Genomic DNA, 17,455 nt, shown 5'->3' with positions numbered 1-17,455 from the left:
AGATGAACATGGAAATAAATCCTTCCGAGTACAAGATCCTCATCGTTGACGATGTGATGTCAAACGTTTTATTGTTGAAAGTGCTTTTGACAAACGAGAAATTCGCAATTGCTACTGCGAGTAACGGGCGGCAGGCGTTGGAGCAGGTGGAAAAGGAAAATCCTGACTTGGTTTTGCTTGATGTAATGATGCCGGACATGAGTGGTTTTGAAGTAGCTCAACATTTAAAGTCAAATCCGCAGACTGCTGAGATTCCGATCATCTTTCTGACTGCACTGAATAGTACGGCAGATATTGTGAAAGGTTTTCAAGTAGGAGCGAATGATTTCATCTCCAAGCCTTTCAATAAGGAGGAACTGATTATCCGGGTTACCCACCAAATATCTTTGGTAGCTGCCAAGCGGCTGATTTTGAGTAAAACGGAAGAACTGCAACGTACCATTGCCGGGCGTGACAAGCTTTATTCGGTGATTGCCCATGACCTGCGCTCTCCTATGGGTTCCATAAAGATGGTGCTGAACATGCTGATACTGAACTTACCGGCTGAGAAAATAGGTATCGAAATGTACGAGCTTCTGACGATGGCCAATCAGACAACAGAGGATGTGTTCTCGTTGCTGGATAACCTGCTGAAATGGACAAAGAGTCAAATCGGTAAGTTGAACGTGGTTTATCAGGATGTGGACCTCGTCGAAGTGACAGACGGTGTCATTGAGATTTTCAGTATGGTGGCAAGCCTGAAGAAGATAAGAATCCACGAGATGAAACCGGAAAAAATGATGGTCAACGCTGATATTGACATGCTGAAGACAGTGGTCCGTAACTTGTTGAGTAATGCCATTAAGTTCAGTAAGGAGAACTCAGAGGTACTGGTGAAGATGGAGGAAGTAGATGGTATGGCAGTTGTCAGCGTCCAGGATTATGGCTGTGGCATCAGCGAGGAGGGGCAGAAGAAGTTGTTGCATACTGATACGCATTTCAGCACGTTCGGCACGAACAACGAAGAAGGCTCGGGACTGGGCTTGTTGCTATGCAAGGATTTTGTCGTGAAGAATGGCGGTAAACTGTGGTTTACTTCCAAGGAAGGCGAAGGCTCCATATTCAGCTTCTCTATTCCGGTGAAGAAGTGATAACGAAGAAAATAGAACGGATGGTCCGTTGAAGTAAAACAGACCATCCGTCAGACTCAAATAGACCGTCTGTTACGGTCGTGCAGACCATCTGTTTCTTATGAACGGATGGTCTGTTTTTTTATCTCTTACACAGACTGCGGAAATCGCAATATTCACATTTCCGGGTATCCTCTGTTTGGCTGAATGTTTCTTCTTGGCTGAATATCTCCTGCAGGAGTCCGTGCAGCCGTTCGCGAAACTCGTCTTCGAAGAAAGCGAAGTTGTTGACCGGTACCTTGGGTTGTCGCGGCGCTCCCATTTCGATGACCGGGGAGTAGCTTTCGGAAGCTGCCCGGTGGATGTAAAGTAGGGAAGGGGCTACCTTCAGCGATTGCTTGCGGCAGAGGATGGCGGCGTACAGAAACGTCTGGAAAATATAGTTGGGACGGTTGTCGGCGGGAGTAAACAGTTGTTCTATATTTTCAGGAGTCTTGGGAGTACCGCCTGTCTTGTAGTCCACGATACGTAGCGTGTCTCCTTTGCTGTCCAGGCGGTCGATGGTACCGCCTATCTGTAAGGCAAGCTTTCCTTGCGGAGTATCTATTTCCATCATTTCTCTGACGTCCTGTTCCATACCCTCCATACGGAACGGGGCATATTGCAGGTCATTGCGCAGAAGCTGGCGCAGGTAAGAGGCAATGACTTTGGAATGGATAAGCTGCGTACCGTTATATTCCGGTTGCTCCGTAAGGGGCACATGGAAGAACTTTTCTTTAAAAGCATTGTCCACATAGGCTTGCAGGCGGACATCGTCTTTCAGTAACTGTTCCAGGTCTTCTTTACGTATTTCCCGTCCGTTGGTTGTCAGTTCGTTGTACACCAGTTCGGCAGAACGGTGGAAGATGGTGCCGAAGAGGGCGGAGTCTATTTCGGCGCTTACTTCATCGAGAGCCTTCAGGCCGGCTACGTATCGGTAGTAGAATTTCAGCCGGCAGTCCAGATAGGCATTGAGGGCAGAGGGGGAGAAGAACGCTTTGGGACGTCGGTGGATGTCGTAGGCGTCGAACATCTGTTGCAACATCTCCGGTGTCTTGTGAATCTCAATTTCCAGGGCTTGTTGTGGAGATTGTCCGGCTTCAAGGTACTCAAGGGAGATGTTGTGCGGCGACTCTACCAGGAATTGCAGCATGAAGCGGGACATCTCCCCGCGGTTCAGTCCGTCCGAAGAGATGTTATATAATAAGGTGACGTTTTCTGCCCGTTGGATGAGGCGGTAGAAGTAGTAGGCATAGACGGCATTCTTGTGTTCTATGGTGGTCATGCCGAAGGCCTTCCTCAGGTTGTAGGGAATGAAGGAGGAGTCGCCTCCGGCTTTGGGCAATTGCCCTTCGTTGAGGGAGAGCATGATGAGGTTGCGGAAATCGAGGTTACGCGTTTCCAGCACCCCCATTACTTGCATGCCGATGGCGGGTTCTCCGTGGAAGGGAATGTTGGCAGAGGTAAGCAAGCGGTTCAGCAGTCGCTTCAGCGTGTCTGTGCGCACACCACTCAATTCGCCGGTCTCTATCAGGCTGAGCAGGCGGTTGACGAGGGTGTAGCTTTTGAACAGAGACTCGCGGTACAGCTGGTTGAAGATGTCTTCCACGTCTTTTTCCTGGCGGTAGAGGACGGCCACTTCGCGAAGCAGTTCGGTGAGGTAGCTGCATAGGGCGGCGATGCCGTTCTGTGGTGTAAAGACTTGTTCAAGGAATGCGTCCTGCTTCAGCTCCGAGGGAAGGGGATAGAAGCGGTTGTTCCGGGTAAGCTGTTTTTCCAGTGTTTCGGCATTGGGGGAAAGTTGCCGGGTGTAAGGGTGTTTCAGCAGCGTGATTACGGTTTCGTAGATGTATCGTCCGGTACCTGCATGGTAGCCGGTAGTCTGTAGCTCTACAAGGGCGTTGATAAAACTGTACACCGGAGTTTGGGCAAGGGGAAATCCCATTGTGATGTTGACGTTCTTTACCTCTGCCGGAATGGAGTGGAGGACGGGAAGCAGTAGGGATTCGTTGCAAAGGACAACGGCAGTGTCTTTGAATGAAGAAGGGGTTCTTAATTCTTCATTCCCCCTAATCCATTGCGGCAAGTAGCGGGCTTGTGCATTTTCGGTAGAAGCGGAGATAAAGCGTACGTTCTTGGGTTTCCGCAGTACATCAAAAGAAGTTTCGGGCAGTTGGTTGGGAAACAGCTTTAGGTTGCGGAGGATGAATTCGCCTGCTTCGTGGGTATAGGGCGGCTTTTGCTCAAGGGGAAGACGGGTGTAGAACACGTCGTAATCCCAATAGAACATTGCTTTCCCGGCATCCTGCAAGAGCTGGAAGAAACGGGTTTCTACTCTATTTAGCACGTTGAAGCCGACAAATACATAGCGGTCGTAGCGCAGTCGGTCGGTGTCGAGTTGCTCCATGACATTGCGGTACATCATGCCTTCGTAGGCGATGCCCAGTTCTGTAAGATTGCGGCGGTAGTGGCGGTAGATGTCGCCCAGTTTATCCCAGAGGGAGATGAATTTGGCTTTCAGCTCCGTGCGCTTTTCTATGGAAAAGTTCTGGAAGAACTGGCGGATGGCTTCTTCTTGTTCTTGGTCGAGGAAGTCGTAATTGTCCATAATGTTCTTCAGTTCTTGCAGGTTGCTGAAGAGTTTGTCGGCATCTACAAGGTTTTTGTCTACGTCATCGAAATCGCTGATGAGCAGTTCTCCCCAGAAGTAGAAGTCATCCAGAGTTTCTTCGCTGCGGGTCTCTTCGCGGAATACCTTATACAATTCGCATACCAGACGGATAGGGTCACCGGACTTCAATGGAGAGAGTTGCCGGAACAGTTCGCTGATGCTGACGTAGGCAGGCGACCACAAAGGGCGGTCCGTTTCAGTTGCCAGATATTCGTTGAAGAACAGACTGGCACGTTTGTTGGGGAAAACGATGGCGGTGCGCGAGAGGTCGTTTCCTATTTTGGCGTAAAGGTCGCGGGCGACCAGTTGGAGGAATGTTTCCATGATTTAGTTGATAATTGATAATTAATAGTGGATGGGGAGTGAGTTATACCGGTTCTATGTTGTTCTCCTCTACATACCACAAGTAACCCCGTATATTTTCTGCGACATACCCCATGCGGACCAGCAGTTGCATGTATCCCTGCACCTGCTTGTTGTACTTCTTGTTTGGCTTTCCGAACTTGAAGTCCACCACTACGATTTCTTCGCCACGCATCATCACGCGGTCCGGGCGGCGTGTCCGCAGTTCACCGTTTTCCTGCCAGATGATGTCGCATTCATTGAATAGCTGCCACGTTCCTGAATACCAGTCCTTGACTTGAGGCAGGGAGAAAGCGCGTTGGGTGAGATTGCGTATTTCTTCTTCCGTCTCACTCCGTCCAATCACACCTTCAAAGACGAGCTGGCTGATGGCATTGTCAATGTCTTTTTCCGTTTCGATGGCAGAGAATAGGGTATGCAGCAAACGTCCCCGGTTGATGAAGCGCTGGCTGGACTCTGCTTCGTCCACTCCTGCTATGAAGTCTGCCGAACGGTTGGATTGCCGGAACTCGATGTCGTGGAGCATGCTCTCCATGTGGACGGGCAGTTTGACCGGCTTTTGCGAAAGTCTGTTGACTGGTTGCTGTTCGTAAACCTCAGGTTTACGTTCGCAGTATAGAGGTTTCTGTTCGTAGTATAGAGGTTTAGCTTCGTCGTTAGCAGGGTTGTCTGCGTCATGCTGTGAGACGGGGACGGGGGAAGGGCAAATCTTGCCGTTCTCATATATGGAAGCCTCTTCGTCCCAACTGCCTGCTCCGTCTTTGGCTATGTGGGGCAGGGTGTTGGCAAGGAGTTCGGATATGGTTCCCTTCTGTTCCTTCCGGCTCCAGAGGATGAGGTTCTTGCCGGCACGGGTAAAGGCCACGTACAGCAGATTCAGATTGTCTACCCACAGCTGAAGACGTTCGTGCAGATAGTCCTGCCGATATATGGATTCCGCCATGGTGGTGGAATAGTTCACCGGTACTAAGCTGATGGCATTATAAGGCTCTTCCGGTGGGGCGCACCACACCAGCTGGTTGTTGGTTTCGTTCTCTAGCTTCCAGTCGCAGAAGGGAATCAGTACGGTATGGAATTCCAGTCCTTTGGACTTGTGGATGGAGAGGATGCGTATGCCGTCCATCTCACCGCTGGGGATGGTTTTGCTGCAAAGGGTTTCGTCCCAGTAGCGGATGAAGCTGGCCAGTTCGGAAGAATTGCTTTGCAGATACTCCGTCACAGCATCGAAGAAGGAGAAGAGGTAGGCATCCTGCTTTTCAATGCGGCTCATGCCGAAGATGCTGAACAGTTCTTCCAGTAACTCATACAAAGGCATCAAGCGCAGCGTTTCCCGTCGGGAGGTAAAGGTTTCGGGCAGGGGAGTGGCTATGATGAATCCCGACTGCTCGTCATTTGTCATTTGTAATTTGTAATTCTCCATCAGTGCAGCCTCCGCAATCTTGTTCTCCGGATTCGATAGGCAGCGCAGGGCATCCATCAGCATGCAGATGGCAAGAGAGGCATCCAGACGGAAAGCTTCGTCGGACACGACAGAAAGATGCAGTTCTTTGTCAAAATAGTCGGCTATCGGCGGGATATTCTTGTTCTTGCGGACAAGGATGGTGATATCATTCAGTGTTACGCCCTCTTCCAGCAGCCGTTGCACCTCTTCTCCTAAAGCGAGAAGGGTCTGCTCTGTATAGTTGTGTTCATCGTCCGGTTCCAGGAAGGTGGCTTTTACGTAGCCGTACTCCGTGCTCTTGGGCGATTCCTGCACTACGTCGGCATAAGCGCGTTTCAGGGGTAGGCAATCCTCTTTCAGTTCGTTCAGGTGTAATGCATTGAGGTAGTCTATGGCAGCGGTAAATACCTGGTTGTTGAAACGGATAATGTTGGTTTCGCTACGCCGGTTTGTTTTTAGGGTTTCCACACGGACGGGGAAGGAGTTTAAGTTTAATTCTTTATTTCCCAAGCTGTTCAGTATTCCCCAGTCCCCGTTCCGCCAGCGGTAGATGGACTGCTTCACATCTCCCACAATCAGACTGTCGGCTCCTTGCGAAAGTCCTTCGAGCAACAGCAGACGGAAGTTGTCCCATTGCATGCGGCTGGTGTCCTGGAATTCGTCAATCATGACGTTGCGTATGTTGGCGCCGATTTTCTCGAAGACGAACGAAGAGTCACCCTCGCGCACCAATTTGTGCAGCAGGGCGTTGGTGTCCGAAAGTAGAAAGCGGTTATGTTCTCGGTTCAGTGTACGTACCTCCTCGTCAATATGGTTGAGGAGTTGTAGTTTGTTGAGATGCTGGAGCGAGAGACGGCAACTGTTCAGGGTGCGGTTGCGTTGCGGACGCATTCTTTCGGCTTCCTGCAGTAGAGGTATCAGGCTGGTTTTTGCCAGACAGATGATGTCGTCCTTTCGTGAGGATGTTTTCGTTGCCCAGTTTTTTGCATCTGCCAGGCTGTTTTGCAGGGTGGCGTTCAGCACATCTTTGTCAGACAGTCTGCCGTCGTGCAGTTTGCGGAAGTAACTGCCGATGCCTCGGGCACCTCCTTTCAAGTCTTCGGGAGTGAGGGCATGCCCTTCCAGTTCGCCTTCAAACTGGTCGTAGAAACTTTTCATCTGTTCCAGAGCCTCGGTTTCCATATCGCGCAGCACATCCCGGTAGAGTTTCAGCGTGTTCGGAGTACGAAGGCATTGCCGTAGTTTTTCTCCGCGTTCTATGTAGCTTTCATCGAAGATGTTTCGTCCGAAACTTTTCACCTCATTCGATACGTTCCAGCGTTTGTCGTCGCGGATGCGCTCGTCGATGTAGTCCAGCAGCCATGCCAGCACGGGAGAGGTGGGGGTAAGCTTCTCGATGAGGCTGTCTACGGCATCACTCAGCACTTCACTGTTGTTCAGCTCTATGTTCAGGTTAGGACTCAGCTCTAGTTCGCGGGCAAGGTTGCGCATCACGGATTGAAAAAAGGAGTCGATGGTTTCCACGCGGAAACGGCTGTAGTCATGCAGCATGTATTGCAGTGCTATGCCGGCCCGTTGACGAATCTCTTTGTCCGTCAATCCGCCCCCGCCTTCTCCTTTAATTTTTAATTTATAATTTTTAATTCTCTCCAGATATGCTTCGGAAGAAGGTGCTCCCTTCCAGATACCGTAAAGCTGTGTCAGTATGCGCTCCTTCATCTCTGCCGTAGCCTTGTTGGTGAAGGTTACGGCAAGTATCTGCCGGTAGGCATGTGGATTGATTATCAAATGCTTGATGTATTCCACAGCCAGCGTAAAGGTCTTGCCTGAGCCGGCAGAGGCTTTGTATACTAATAATTCCATGTAATTTGCTGCATTGAGTATGTATCTGCAAACGTACACAAAAATAATGAGAAAAATAAATGCTTCCCTGCTTTCTCTTATAGAAAGAAGCGGGAAGCATCCATTATTGAGGGGCTATGTGTAGGGGCTGTGCTACATTACCGGTGTCTGGAAAAGAAATACAAATCCTTTGCTGTCTTTCAAATCCTTTATGGCATCTCCGGCATATATTTCTCCGTTTGTCAGTGAGAGTTTCTTGATTCCTGCATTCGGGCTAAAATCGATTTTCTTCAAGTCGAGCCAGAATAAGTTAGGGGTCAGTGTGGACTCAAAATAATATACTTTGTTCTTCTGGTCGGATACAGAACGCCAACGGGTGGAGGAGATATGGGGCTTGTCCGGTGTGGTGATACCGAACGGTACAGAAACATTGCGCATTACGCTCAATACACTGGGTACGGCAATCTTTGCATCCGCTGTTTGCGGAATGGCATTGATGTAGAACGATGCGCGTACAAAGCGGTCACTGGAGCGGTTGGTTCCCGGCAACATATTCAGTCCGCCTACCTCTTTCCAATAGTCGTTGATAGCCAGCTGGAGTTCATATTTGGGAGAGTTGGTCATTACTTGATACTGCTTACCTTCATGTATCTCAAGGTTTCCGTCTATGTATTCCAGGACAGCCGTGTTTCCGGTTTCATCTGTGATGGCCAGATGCAGGGTGGAAGCGGCTCCGTTGGGCAGGTCTGGTGCATCAATGCGGAAGGATTCTTTTTTCAGTTCATCCACAGCTTCGCGTACGGTTGCAAAATTGTCGAGTACGTATTGCGTCCAGATACTGATGCCCATAATCGGGCGGTTGTCTCCCGGGCGGTGGTAAACGGACTCCGGAAGGAAGAGCAGGCTGGCAACCAGACCTTTCTCGTTCATACCGTCGCAGGTACCTATGTCATAACCGGCGGCAATGACGCTACCGTACTTGGAAGTCCAGTTCACTGTATTCCCTTTGTTGTAGCCTGCCCTTTGCATGCCTCTTGGGAATACATAGATGTTACTCATAAGGTCTTCTTTCCAGTCCATCGTACGTCCTGTAATGACTGTATTGTCAGGACCGATGTAGGTGGCTCGGGTACACGCTTCTGTTTGTTGCACACTCATGGAGGCTATGGCAGCCAGTGCAACAGCTATTGTCTTTATTGGTTTATTCATCTCGCTTTTGTCTTTATGAATTAATACTCTGTTTCATAGAATAACAAAAGGAGGGGAGTATAGTTTGAGAAAAAGAGGTGAAATCCCTTACTCGTCTTTTTCTTTCAGCAATTCCTCCATCTTCAGCACCTCGTCCCGATACTGTGCGGCTTCGATAAAATCGAGTTTCTTGGCAGCCTCCTGCATAAGCTTCTTGGTACGTTCGATACTCTTTTCCAGTTGCTTGCGGCTCATGTACTGTACTATAGGGTCGGCAGCCATCGTAGATGTACTTTCTTGTTCCACATAGGGGCGGGGAGTGCTGGAAGTGAACTTCTCGCTGCTGAGGACGGCTTCGCCGGAAGCCTCGTTGGTGGCAAACACATTGAGGTTCTTGGCTTTCTTGATTTGCTGTGGTGTGATGCCGTGCTCTTCGTTGTACTTCAACTGCTTCTCGCGACGGCGGTTGGTCTCGTCGATGGTCAGTTGCATGCTGTCCGTTATTTTGTCGGCATACATGATGACCATACCGTTCACGTTACGGGCGGCACGTCCGGCAGTCTGTGTCAGTGAGCGGTGGGAACGAAGGAAACCTTCCTTGTCTGCATCGAGAATGGCAACGAGAGAGACTTCAGGCAGGTCGAGTCCTTCACGCAGCAGGTTGACACCGACAAGTACATCGTAAATGCCCTCGCGCAAGTCACCCATAATCTTCACACGTTCCAAAGTGTCTACGTCGCTGTGGATATAATTACACTTCACGTTGTTGTTCAGCAGATATTCCGTCAGTTCTTCAGCCATTCGTTTGGTGAGGGTGGTGACGAGGGTACGCTCGTTCTTCTCGATGCGTACTTGGATTTCTTCCATCAGGTCGTCTATTTGGTTGTGGCTGGGACGCACCTCAATAATGGGGTCTAACAGTCCCGTCGGGCGGATGACTTGTTCTACTACGATGCCTTCGGATTTCATCAGCTCATAGTCTGCCGGTGTGGCGCTGACGTAAATCACTTGTTTGGCCATCTCTTCGAATTCATCGAATTTCAGCGGGCGGTTGTCCATGGCAGCCGGTAGGCGGAATCCGTACTCCACTAGGTTTATCTTGCGGGCGCGGTCACCTCCGTACATGGCACGTATCTGCGGGACGCTGACGTGGCTTTCGTCAATGACTATCAGGAAATCTTCGGGGAAGAAGTCCAGCAGGCAGTAGGGGCGGGTACCGGCAGCACGCCCGTCAAAGTAGCGAGAATAATTCTCAATGCCGGAGCAATGTCCCAATTCGCGTATCATTTCCATATCATAGGTCACCCGTTCCTGCAAGCGTTTGGCCTCGAATGGGCGGCCTTCGTTTTCAAACCATTGCACCTGCTTGTGAAGGTCATCCTCTATTTCGTGTATGGCACGCAACGTGGCTTCCTTGGTGGTCATGAAGAGGTTGGCGGGATAAATCTTGTAGGCATCGAACTTGGCGACGGTAACGCCGCTCATAGGGTCCACTTCCTCAATACTGTCTACCTCGTCTCCCCAAAAGGTGACGCGCAGCAAGTTGTCGGCGTAAGCCAGATAAATGTCCACCGTATCGCCTTTCACGCGGAAATTGCCGCGGTTCAGGTCAATGTCGTTGCGTACATAAAGACTGTCCACCAAGCGTCGCAGGAAGACATTGCGACTGAAATTCTTGCCTTGCTGTACTTCGATGACGTTGTTGTAGAAGTCTGCCGGATTCCCCATGCCGTATATGCACGAAACGGAGGATACCACCACTACATCTTTCCTGCCCGAAAGCAGGGCAGAGGTGGCGGCAAGGCGCAACTTGTCTATCTCGTCGTTGATGGCGAGGTCTTTTTCTATATAGGTGTCCGATGATGGCAGGTAGGCTTCGGGCTGATAGTAGTCGTAGTAGGACACATAGTATTCTACGGCATTGTTCGGGAAGAATCCCTTGAACTCGCTGTACAACTGGGCAGCCAGCGTCTTGTTGTGGCTCAATATCAGCGTTGGCTTGTTGATGTTGGCAATGACGTTGGCTATGGTGAATGTCTTTCCGGACCCGGTGACACCGAGTAATGTTTGTGCAGGAAGTCCCTCATGCACGCCCTCGGTCAGCTGTGCGATGGCTTCCGGCTGGTCACCGGTAGGTTGGTAGGCGGATGTCAGTTCGAATTTGTTCATTTTCTCTTCTTAGAAGCGGCAATATTCGGTAAAATCTTTGAGATAAACAAAATTTTTTTGTTTACTTTGCAGCTATATTGATAACAACCATTAATAATTGTAATACAACGAAGAACATGATTTGGAATGAAAGCATCGAATGCATGGATCGCGAAAGCCTTCGTAAAATCCAGAGCATTCGTCTCAAAAAGACTGTGGAGCGTGTGTATCATGACACTCCTTTTTATCGTAAGAAAATGCAGGAACTGGGAGTTACTCCCGATGACATAAACAGTATAGATGATATTGTAAAACTGCCTTTTACTACCAAGTACGACTTGCGGGACAATTATCCCTTCGGCCTCTGTGCCGTACCTATGAGCCAGATTGTGCGTATTCATGCCTCTTCCGGCACAACCGGAAAACCCACTGTGGTAGGCTATACCCGAAAAGACCTTTCAGCATGGTCCGAATGCCTTTCACGGGCCTTTACCGCCTATGGTGCCGGTAGCTCGGATATTTTCCAGGTGTCCTACGGTTACGGACTTTTTACCGGTGGACTGGGTGCGCATGCCGGTGCCGAGAATATCGGCGCTTCCGTCATCCCGATGTCCAGCGGCAATACGGAGAAGCAGATTACACTGATGCATGATTTCGGTTCTACCGTACTTTGCTGCACGCCCTCATACGCCCTCTATCTGGCAGATGCCATCAAAGACTCCGGTCTTCCCCGTGAAGAGTTTAAGTTGAAAGTGGGAGCCTTCGGCGCCGAGCCGTGGACCGAAAGTATGCGTCGGGATATTGAAACCAAGCTGGGTATCAAGGCATTTGATATTTATGGGCTTAGTGAGATTGCCGGCCCCGGTGTAGGTTACGAATGCGAGTGCCAGCACGGTACCCACCTCAATGAAGACCATTACTTCCCCGAGATTGTAGACCCGAAGACCCTCGAACCGGTTGCCCCTGGAGAAACCGGCGAATTGGTGTTCACTCACCTTACCAAAGAGGGGATGCCGCTGTTGCGCTACCGTACCAAGGACCTCACCGCCCTGCACTACGATAAGTGCTCCTGCGGACGTACACTGGTTCGTATGGACCGCATCTTGGGACGTAGTGATGACATGCTGATTATCCGTGGTGTCAACGTGTTCCCCACGCAGATAGAGTCCGTTATCCTCGAAATGCCGGAGTTCGAGCCTCACTACCTCTTGCTGGTAGACCGCAAGAACAATACCGACACCATGGAGTTGCAGGTTGAGGTTCGTCCTGAATACTATTCCGACGAAATCAACAAGATGCTGGCTTTGAAGAAGAAGCTTGTGGCCCGCCTGCAGAGCGTACTCGGTCTCGGCGTAGATGTCCGTTTGGTAGAACCACGCAGTATTGAGCGCAGCGTAGGTAAAGCCAAGCGCGTTATCGACAACCGCAAATTGTAAATCGCCAAATTGTACATGGTAAATCGTCAAATAGTAAATAAACCTATGGTAGCAAAACAACTTTCCATTTTTCTGGAGAACAAATCCGGTCGCCTCACAGAGGTGACTGAAGTTCTTGCAAAAGAAGGTGTCAACCTTTCTGCTCTATGTATTGCAGAGAATGCCGATTTCGGTATCCTTCGTGGCATTGTTTCCGAACCGGATAAAGCATATAAGGCTTTGAAAGATAATCACTTCGCAGTGAACGTAACGGATGTAGTAGGCATCAGTTGTCCCAATATCCCCGGCTCATTGGCGAAAGTGCTCCGTTTCCTCTCCGATGAAGGCGTGTTCATCGAGTACATGTATTCCTTTGCCAATGGTGAAACGGCCAATGTCATCATCCGTCCCAACGACATGGATAACTGTATCCGTGTATTGACAGAAAAAAAGGTCGATTTGCTGGCGGCAAGCGAACTCTATAAACTGTGAAAACGAAGGATTAGGGAGGAAGGATTAGGGAGGAAGGATTAGGGATGAGGACTATGCAGTTGATAGCACAGTCACTAATCCCTAATCCTTCACCATTCATCCCTAATTCCTGCCCGTTCGTCTGGTTTTTGAAAAATTAAGGCTCGTATCGTTGCTTTATTCGATGCGAACCCCTATCTTTGCGCATTATTTGAACAAAAGTAATGAAGAAGAACATCCTAATAACTCTGCTTGCAGCATTGCTGCTCTCCTCGTGTGGAGAATACAACAAATTGCTGAAAAGCACAGATTACGAATACAAGTACGAAGCGGCAAAAAATTACTTCGCAAAAGGTCAGTATAACCGTGCTGCCACTTTGCTCAATGAATTGATTGCTATTCTCAAAGGTACTGATAAGGCAGAGGAATCCCTCTATATGCTGGGCATGAGTTACTATAACCAGAAGGATTATCAGACTGCTGCGCAGACTTTCATTCAATACTACAACGTTTATCCCCGCGGTACATTCACAGAACTGGCACGTTTCCACGCCGGTAAAGCTTTGTATCTGGATACTCCGGAGCCGCGTTTGGACCAATCCGGCACGTATAGCGCCATCCAGCAGTTGCAGATGTTTATGGAATACTTCCCGCAAAGTTCCAAGAAAGAGGAGGCGCAGAACATGATATTTGCCTTGCAGGACAAGCTGGTGATGAAGGAGTATCTGTCTGCAAAACTTTATTATAATATGGGTAATTATCTGGGTAACAACTATCAGGCTTGCGTTATCACTGCGCAGAATGCTTTGAAGGATTATCCCTATACCAACCTACGTGAAGATTTATCCATTCTTATCTTGCGTGCCAAGTATGAGTTGGCTGTGTATAGTGTGGAAGATAGAAGAGCCGAACGTTACCGTGAAGCGGTGGATGAATGTTATGCCTTTAAAAACGAATTCCCTGAAAGCAAGTATACGAAGGAAGCCGACCGAATTTTCAAGGAGTCACAGAAAATGCTGGGCGAGGGAGGCGAAGAACAAGAGTAATTAGTAATTAATAATTTGTAATTAATACTATAGATAAATTTATGGATTACAGAAAGACAAATGCTCCTACTACTACGGTGACCCGTGATATGATGGAGTTGTGTGAGGATACCGGTAATGTATACGAAAGCGTAGCGATTATCGGAAAACGTGCCAACCAGATTAGTGTGGAAATCAAGAACGACCTTTCCAAAAAGCTTGCTGAGTTTGCCTCTTACAATGACAATCTGGAAGAAGTGTTCGAAAACCGGGAACAGATTGAGATTTCCCGCTATTACGAAAAACTGCCGAAGCCGACATTGATTGCAACGCAAGAGTATGTGGAAGGTAAGATTTACTATCGCAATCCGGCTAAGGAAAAAGAAAAATTGCAGTAATGATACAGCGTATTCAATCTGTTTATTTGTTGTTGGTAACCGTCCTGCTGGTTGTGGCCATCTGCATGCCCGTAGGACAGTTCATCGGAGCGGACGGAGTGACAGCGCATGTTTTCAAACCTCTGGGAGTGGCTTTGGCCGACGGAGGATTTCAGTCTACTTGGGGCTTGTTCGGGATATTGTTGCTCAGTGCACTTGTTGCCTTCTGTACGATATTCCTTTTCCGTAACCGTATGTTGCAAATACGCATGACGATTTTCAGCAGCATTCTGCTGATAGGCTACTACATAGCCTTCTGTGTATTTATGTTTATTTTGAAGGGTGATTTGGATGCAATGACTTTCCAGTTGGGATGGGCGCTTTGCCTTCCGGTGGTAGCCATCATCCTCAACTATCTGGCCTTCCGTGCCATCTACAAAGATGAGGTGATGGTGAAGGCGGCAGACCGTTTAAGAAGATAAGAAGGTTTATCTACTTGATAATAACAAAAAGCAGACCACGTATTTCATTCGGAATACGTGGTCTGCTTTTTTATCGTTTCCGCTTGAGGTTACAGTCGTTCCATTATACTGTTCCCATTAGAGGAAATTGTCGTCCCTACGTGTGGAAACGGGTGTTTCCTATAAGCATTACTTCTTCAAGTCGAAGAGATAAGTTATCTTGGCCGTAATGACTCCGTGTGCGGAGCGTGAGAAAAAGTCTTTCTTGGTGCTGCCATAGAAATCGGATAAAGCATAGTAGTATCTTCCTTCTACGATGAAATTGCCTGCCTTGGTGCGCAGCTCTATGCCTGCTCCGCCTGCAATGCCGTAGTCGAATTTGTTGTCTATGGCCTTGCCGTGCTGTTCCACGGTGATGTTGGTGTAGGATTCTGCTACAGTGCCGTCCCAGTCGCCGTCTATTTTTTCGCTGTCGCCAAGCAGGAAACCTATCTGCGGACCGGCATGGATGAAGAATTGCAAACCGCGGTCCTTGCCGAATGCCAGATGTGCCAGGAACGGTATTTCCACATAGTTCATGGTGCGGGTGTAGCTCAGTGTGGGATAGTCCTCGTAATACTCGTCCCAACCGTGTTGTGAGAAGTTCAGCTCGATTTGTGCACCGCAAATCATACTGAAGTATTTTTCGGAAATGTATCGGGCTGTTACACCGCCGTTGATACCCATCAGATTCTTCTGCTTGACAGAGGGAGAGAAGCTTACGCTATTCAGATTGATGCCTCCATTGACGCCCACAGCGAAGTTGTGGCGTTGCTCGCCCACCTGCGCATGCAGGGGCAATATACATGCACACACCAGCAGGGCGAATATGATGATTGTTCTCAGGTTCATGTTATAAGTTATAAGTTACAAGCTACAAGTTAATAGTTATATAGTGGATTATCAGATTATTAATCCTTAATCCCTAATCAAAGTCCAACTTCACCAGCTCAAAGTTCTTGGTGAAGTGCACGAAGAACACCTTCTTGTTGATGAAGCCTCCCCAGTTGTTTACCCGTTGGAACTTGAAGCCGGTCTGGATGGGAATCAAATCCAGTCCCTGCATGTTCTTCTCGAAAGAAGAGCCATAGCGCGCAAGTCCTTTCAGGAAGAAATAACCGGTATCGAAGCCCAGCATTCCGAATTTGGGATAGCGCTCGTCCATCTCCTTGCCATACCATCTGCGGTAGTTTTTGGTAAAGTTGATGGCGGCAGGCAGCAGGTTGTTGGTATAGAAAGAGGAATAGAAATAGGTGTCCAGTTCAAAGAAGGCTTCCAAGTGGTCTTTGGTGTAGGTCTGCCATTCCGGATAGCCGAACAGATGGATACGGCTTTCGGGTTGTTCGCGCACCAATAAGGTTAATTGGGGAAGTATCTTAATCAATGTCAGGTTACTGCCGGATGTGGGGATAAAGATATTCTCACGGTCCGTGCGTAATACTGTTTTCAGGGATTCTACGGTGACATCCTCTTTCAGGCTCTTCATCGGGATGGAACGGTTGCGCAGTTCATCTTTCAGTCCCTTGATGAATTCTGCCTTGTCCTTGGTGCCCTGGCTGGCTTCAATGAAGATGACGTTGGCATTGGGGAACTGGCGCACAAAGTGGTCGTACACCTCGGAGTACAGATAGGATTGGGGGGTATTTATCTGATAGACCGTCGGATTCTGGAATACCGTGTTGTCTTTCGATGTGAATGGTATCACCAGGCGTGTGTCTTGTTTCTTGGCAAACTCGGCTAGAGGTTTGATGTGCTGTTGGTACAGAGGCCCGAAGATGATGTCCATGTCTTTCATCTCGCTTTTGCCCAGGATGGAGTTCAGCGAGGCACTTTCGGGACCAGAATTGTAAGTGTACAAGTCAATGGAAGTGCCAGTACGTTTCAAGCTGTCTACGGCCATCAGCAGGCCTTCGTAGTATTCCACCATACGGGAAGACTCGCTCTTTGATACCCCGTCCAGGAAGGGAAGGATGACGGCAGCCTTGATGGTGCTGAAGCGTTCTGTCTTTTTCCGGTTTTCACGGAACAGCTCGCTGTCGGTAGGTATTGCCTGCGACTGGATATTTTGCTCCGTCTGTGCTTTGGGATAGGGAATGCAGAGGAAGGTTCCCTTCTTTATTTTGTTTTCGCCTTTTAATTCCGGGTTGGCGGCTATCAGTTCGGCTTCGCTGATGCCGTATTCACGGCTGATGCTGAATACGGTTTCTTTCCGCTTCACTTTATGCATGTCACGGCATCGTGACTCTACGGGGCCGAGAATATTGTTGTTGGCAACCACAGTGCTGCTTTGTGTCTCAACCGGGACCATGGTTTGGGGCTCGGTTGTGGAAGGGATACGGATTACTTGTCCGATACGGAAATTCTCGGCGCTCAGTCCCGGGTTGGCGTCACAGATGGCTTTGGCAGATACATTGTATTTCACGGTCAGTCGGTAAAGGGTCTCACCGGTTTCGATGGTATGGTATGTTTCTTTTTGTATGTTGGCAGCGCTGCGTGGAATACGCAATGTGCGTCCGATGAATATTTTCTCGTCACTGCCGGGGTTCAGTTTGATGATGTCCGACTGGCTGACGCCGTACATGCTGGCGATGGAGTAGAGACTTTGTCCTTTTTCGATAGTATGCAGAAAATAAGATTGATTCTCTTGTGCTATTGCACCGATACTGCATGCACTGGCAAGCAGCAGGGAGCAGATAATGCGGTTAATCGTTTTCATTCAGTAATCGTTGGTTTATGTTTACAATTTCCCAAAGTAGCTGCAAAGGTACGAATATTGTGGCATTCAAACCAAAGGATTGCGTTAAGAAATAATATTGTGCATTTCAAAACTGAAAAATAGCGCTTTTCGGCTGATATTCGGGGGGAA

12 protein-coding genes are annotated in these 17,455 nt (G+C 48.9%); 6 read left to right on the top strand and 6 right to left on the bottom strand.

The window, feature by feature from the left end:
- Positions 1-2: 2 nt before the first annotated feature.
- Positions 3-1,130 carry a response regulator gene (locus DW896_RS01810; RefSeq protein ID WP_119958200.1) on the top strand — a complete coding sequence of 376 codons (1,128 nt, stop codon included), beginning with the start codon at positions 3-5 and terminating at the stop codon, positions 1,128-1,130.
- Positions 1,131-1,251: 121 nt separating this feature from the next.
- Here the strand turns inward: DW896_RS01810 and DW896_RS01805 are convergent, their stop codons facing one another.
- The 4 genes from DW896_RS01805 to uvrB all read right to left on the bottom strand — a co-directional run bounded on the left by DW896_RS01805 (position 1,252) and on the right by uvrB (position 10,822).
- Complete coding sequence (locus tag DW896_RS01805) at positions 1,252-4,143, bottom strand: PD-(D/E)XK nuclease family protein (protein WP_119958199.1); 2,892 nt, start codon at positions 4,141-4,143, stop codon at positions 1,252-1,254.
- 43 nt (positions 4,144-4,186) lie between these two features.
- Complete coding sequence (locus DW896_RS01800; RefSeq protein ID WP_119992762.1) at positions 4,187-7,486, bottom strand: exodeoxyribonuclease V subunit beta; 3,300 nt, start codon at positions 7,484-7,486, stop codon at positions 4,187-4,189.
- Positions 7,487-7,618: 132 nt separating this feature from the next.
- Positions 7,619-8,674 (bottom strand): linear amide C-N hydrolase, encoded by a 1,056-nt coding sequence (locus tag DW896_RS01795; protein ID WP_005825365.1) that lies wholly within the window; start codon positions 8,672-8,674, stop codon positions 7,619-7,621.
- A gap of 87 nt (positions 8,675-8,761) precedes the next feature.
- Positions 8,762-10,822 carry an excinuclease ABC subunit UvrB gene (uvrB, locus tag DW896_RS01790; RefSeq protein ID WP_022400712.1) on the bottom strand — a complete coding sequence of 687 codons (2,061 nt, stop codon included), beginning with the start codon at positions 10,820-10,822 and terminating at the stop codon, positions 8,762-8,764.
- A 116-nt stretch (positions 10,823-10,938) separates the two neighbouring features.
- Between uvrB and DW896_RS01780 the strand changes: the two genes are divergently transcribed.
- The 5 genes from DW896_RS01780 to DW896_RS01760 all read left to right on the top strand — a co-directional run bounded on the left by DW896_RS01780 (position 10,939) and on the right by DW896_RS01760 (position 14,571).
- Positions 10,939-12,237: a phenylacetate--CoA ligase family protein gene (locus DW896_RS01780; RefSeq protein ID WP_005825361.1), complete on the top strand. Its 1,299-nt coding sequence runs from the start codon at positions 10,939-10,941 to the stop codon at positions 12,235-12,237.
- A 45-nt stretch (positions 12,238-12,282) separates the two neighbouring features.
- Positions 12,283-12,708, top strand: a complete 426-nt coding sequence (locus tag DW896_RS01775; protein WP_005825359.1) for an amino acid-binding protein — start codon at positions 12,283-12,285, stop codon at positions 12,706-12,708.
- A 203-nt stretch (positions 12,709-12,911) separates the two neighbouring features.
- Positions 12,912-13,733 (top strand): outer membrane protein assembly factor BamD, encoded by an 822-nt coding sequence (locus DW896_RS01770; protein ID WP_005836575.1) that lies wholly within the window; start codon positions 12,912-12,914, stop codon positions 13,731-13,733.
- Positions 13,734-13,774: 41 nt separating this feature from the next.
- Complete coding sequence (locus DW896_RS01765; protein WP_005825356.1) at positions 13,775-14,110, top strand: DNA-directed RNA polymerase subunit omega; 336 nt, start codon at positions 13,775-13,777, stop codon at positions 14,108-14,110.
- Complete coding sequence (locus tag DW896_RS01760) at positions 14,110-14,571, top strand: DUF4293 domain-containing protein (protein WP_119992760.1); 462 nt, start codon at positions 14,110-14,112, stop codon at positions 14,569-14,571. The genes DW896_RS01765 and DW896_RS01760 overlap by 1 nt, the downstream gene beginning before the upstream one ends.
- Positions 14,572-14,739: 168 nt before the next feature.
- Here the strand turns inward: DW896_RS01760 and DW896_RS01755 are convergent, their stop codons facing one another.
- Positions 14,740-15,441, bottom strand: a complete 702-nt coding sequence (locus DW896_RS01755; protein ID WP_008663316.1) for a porin family protein — start codon at positions 15,439-15,441, stop codon at positions 14,740-14,742.
- A gap of 73 nt (positions 15,442-15,514) precedes the next feature.
- The gene (locus DW896_RS01750) at positions 15,515-17,305 is read right to left on the bottom strand and encodes a LysM peptidoglycan-binding domain-containing protein (RefSeq protein ID WP_009038612.1); all 1,791 of its coding nucleotides are present in this window, start codon (positions 17,303-17,305) and stop codon (positions 15,515-15,517) included.
- Between the last annotated feature and the right edge of the window lie 150 nt (positions 17,306-17,455).

The organism is Bacteroides sp. AM41-16 (assembly GCF_003603495.1).
GTDB lineage: Bacteria > Bacteroidota > Bacteroidia > Bacteroidales > Bacteroidaceae > Bacteroides > Bacteroides uniformis.
This window is presented reverse-complemented; position numbering and strand designations above follow the sequence as displayed.

What these genes read in the sequence shown, in the direction of transcription:
- uvrB (WP_022400712.1), bottom strand. Translation starts at nt 10,822, where the DNA reads ATGAACAAATTCGAACTGACATCCGCCTACCAACCTACCGGTGACCAG.
- DW896_RS01810 (WP_119958200.1), top strand. Translation starts at nt 3, where the DNA reads ATGAACATGGAAATAAATCCTTCCGAGTACAAGATCCTCATCGTTGAC.
- DW896_RS01770 (WP_005836575.1), top strand. Translation starts at nt 12,912, where the DNA reads ATGAAGAAGAACATCCTAATAACTCTGCTTGCAGCATTGCTGCTCTCC.
- DW896_RS01805 (WP_119958199.1), bottom strand. Translation starts at nt 4,143, where the DNA reads ATGGAAACATTCCTCCAACTGGTCGCCCGCGACCTTTACGCCAAAATA.
- DW896_RS01760 (WP_119992760.1), top strand. Translation starts at nt 14,110, where the DNA reads ATGATACAGCGTATTCAATCTGTTTATTTGTTGTTGGTAACCGTCCTG.
- DW896_RS01765 (WP_005825356.1), top strand. Translation starts at nt 13,775, where the DNA reads ATGGATTACAGAAAGACAAATGCTCCTACTACTACGGTGACCCGTGAT.
- DW896_RS01755 (WP_008663316.1), bottom strand. Translation starts at nt 15,441, where the DNA reads ATGAACCTGAGAACAATCATCATATTCGCCCTGCTGGTGTGTGCATGT.
- DW896_RS01775 (WP_005825359.1), top strand. Translation starts at nt 12,283, where the DNA reads ATGGTAGCAAAACAACTTTCCATTTTTCTGGAGAACAAATCCGGTCGC.
- DW896_RS01795 (WP_005825365.1), bottom strand. Translation starts at nt 8,674, where the DNA reads ATGAATAAACCAATAAAGACAATAGCTGTTGCACTGGCTGCCATAGCC.
- DW896_RS01800 (WP_119992762.1), bottom strand. Translation starts at nt 7,486, where the DNA reads ATGGAATTATTAGTATACAAAGCCTCTGCCGGCTCAGGCAAGACCTTT.
- DW896_RS01780 (WP_005825361.1), top strand. Translation starts at nt 10,939, where the DNA reads ATGATTTGGAATGAAAGCATCGAATGCATGGATCGCGAAAGCCTTCGT.
- DW896_RS01750 (WP_009038612.1), bottom strand. Translation starts at nt 17,305, where the DNA reads ATGAAAACGATTAACCGCATTATCTGCTCCCTGCTGCTTGCCAGTGCA.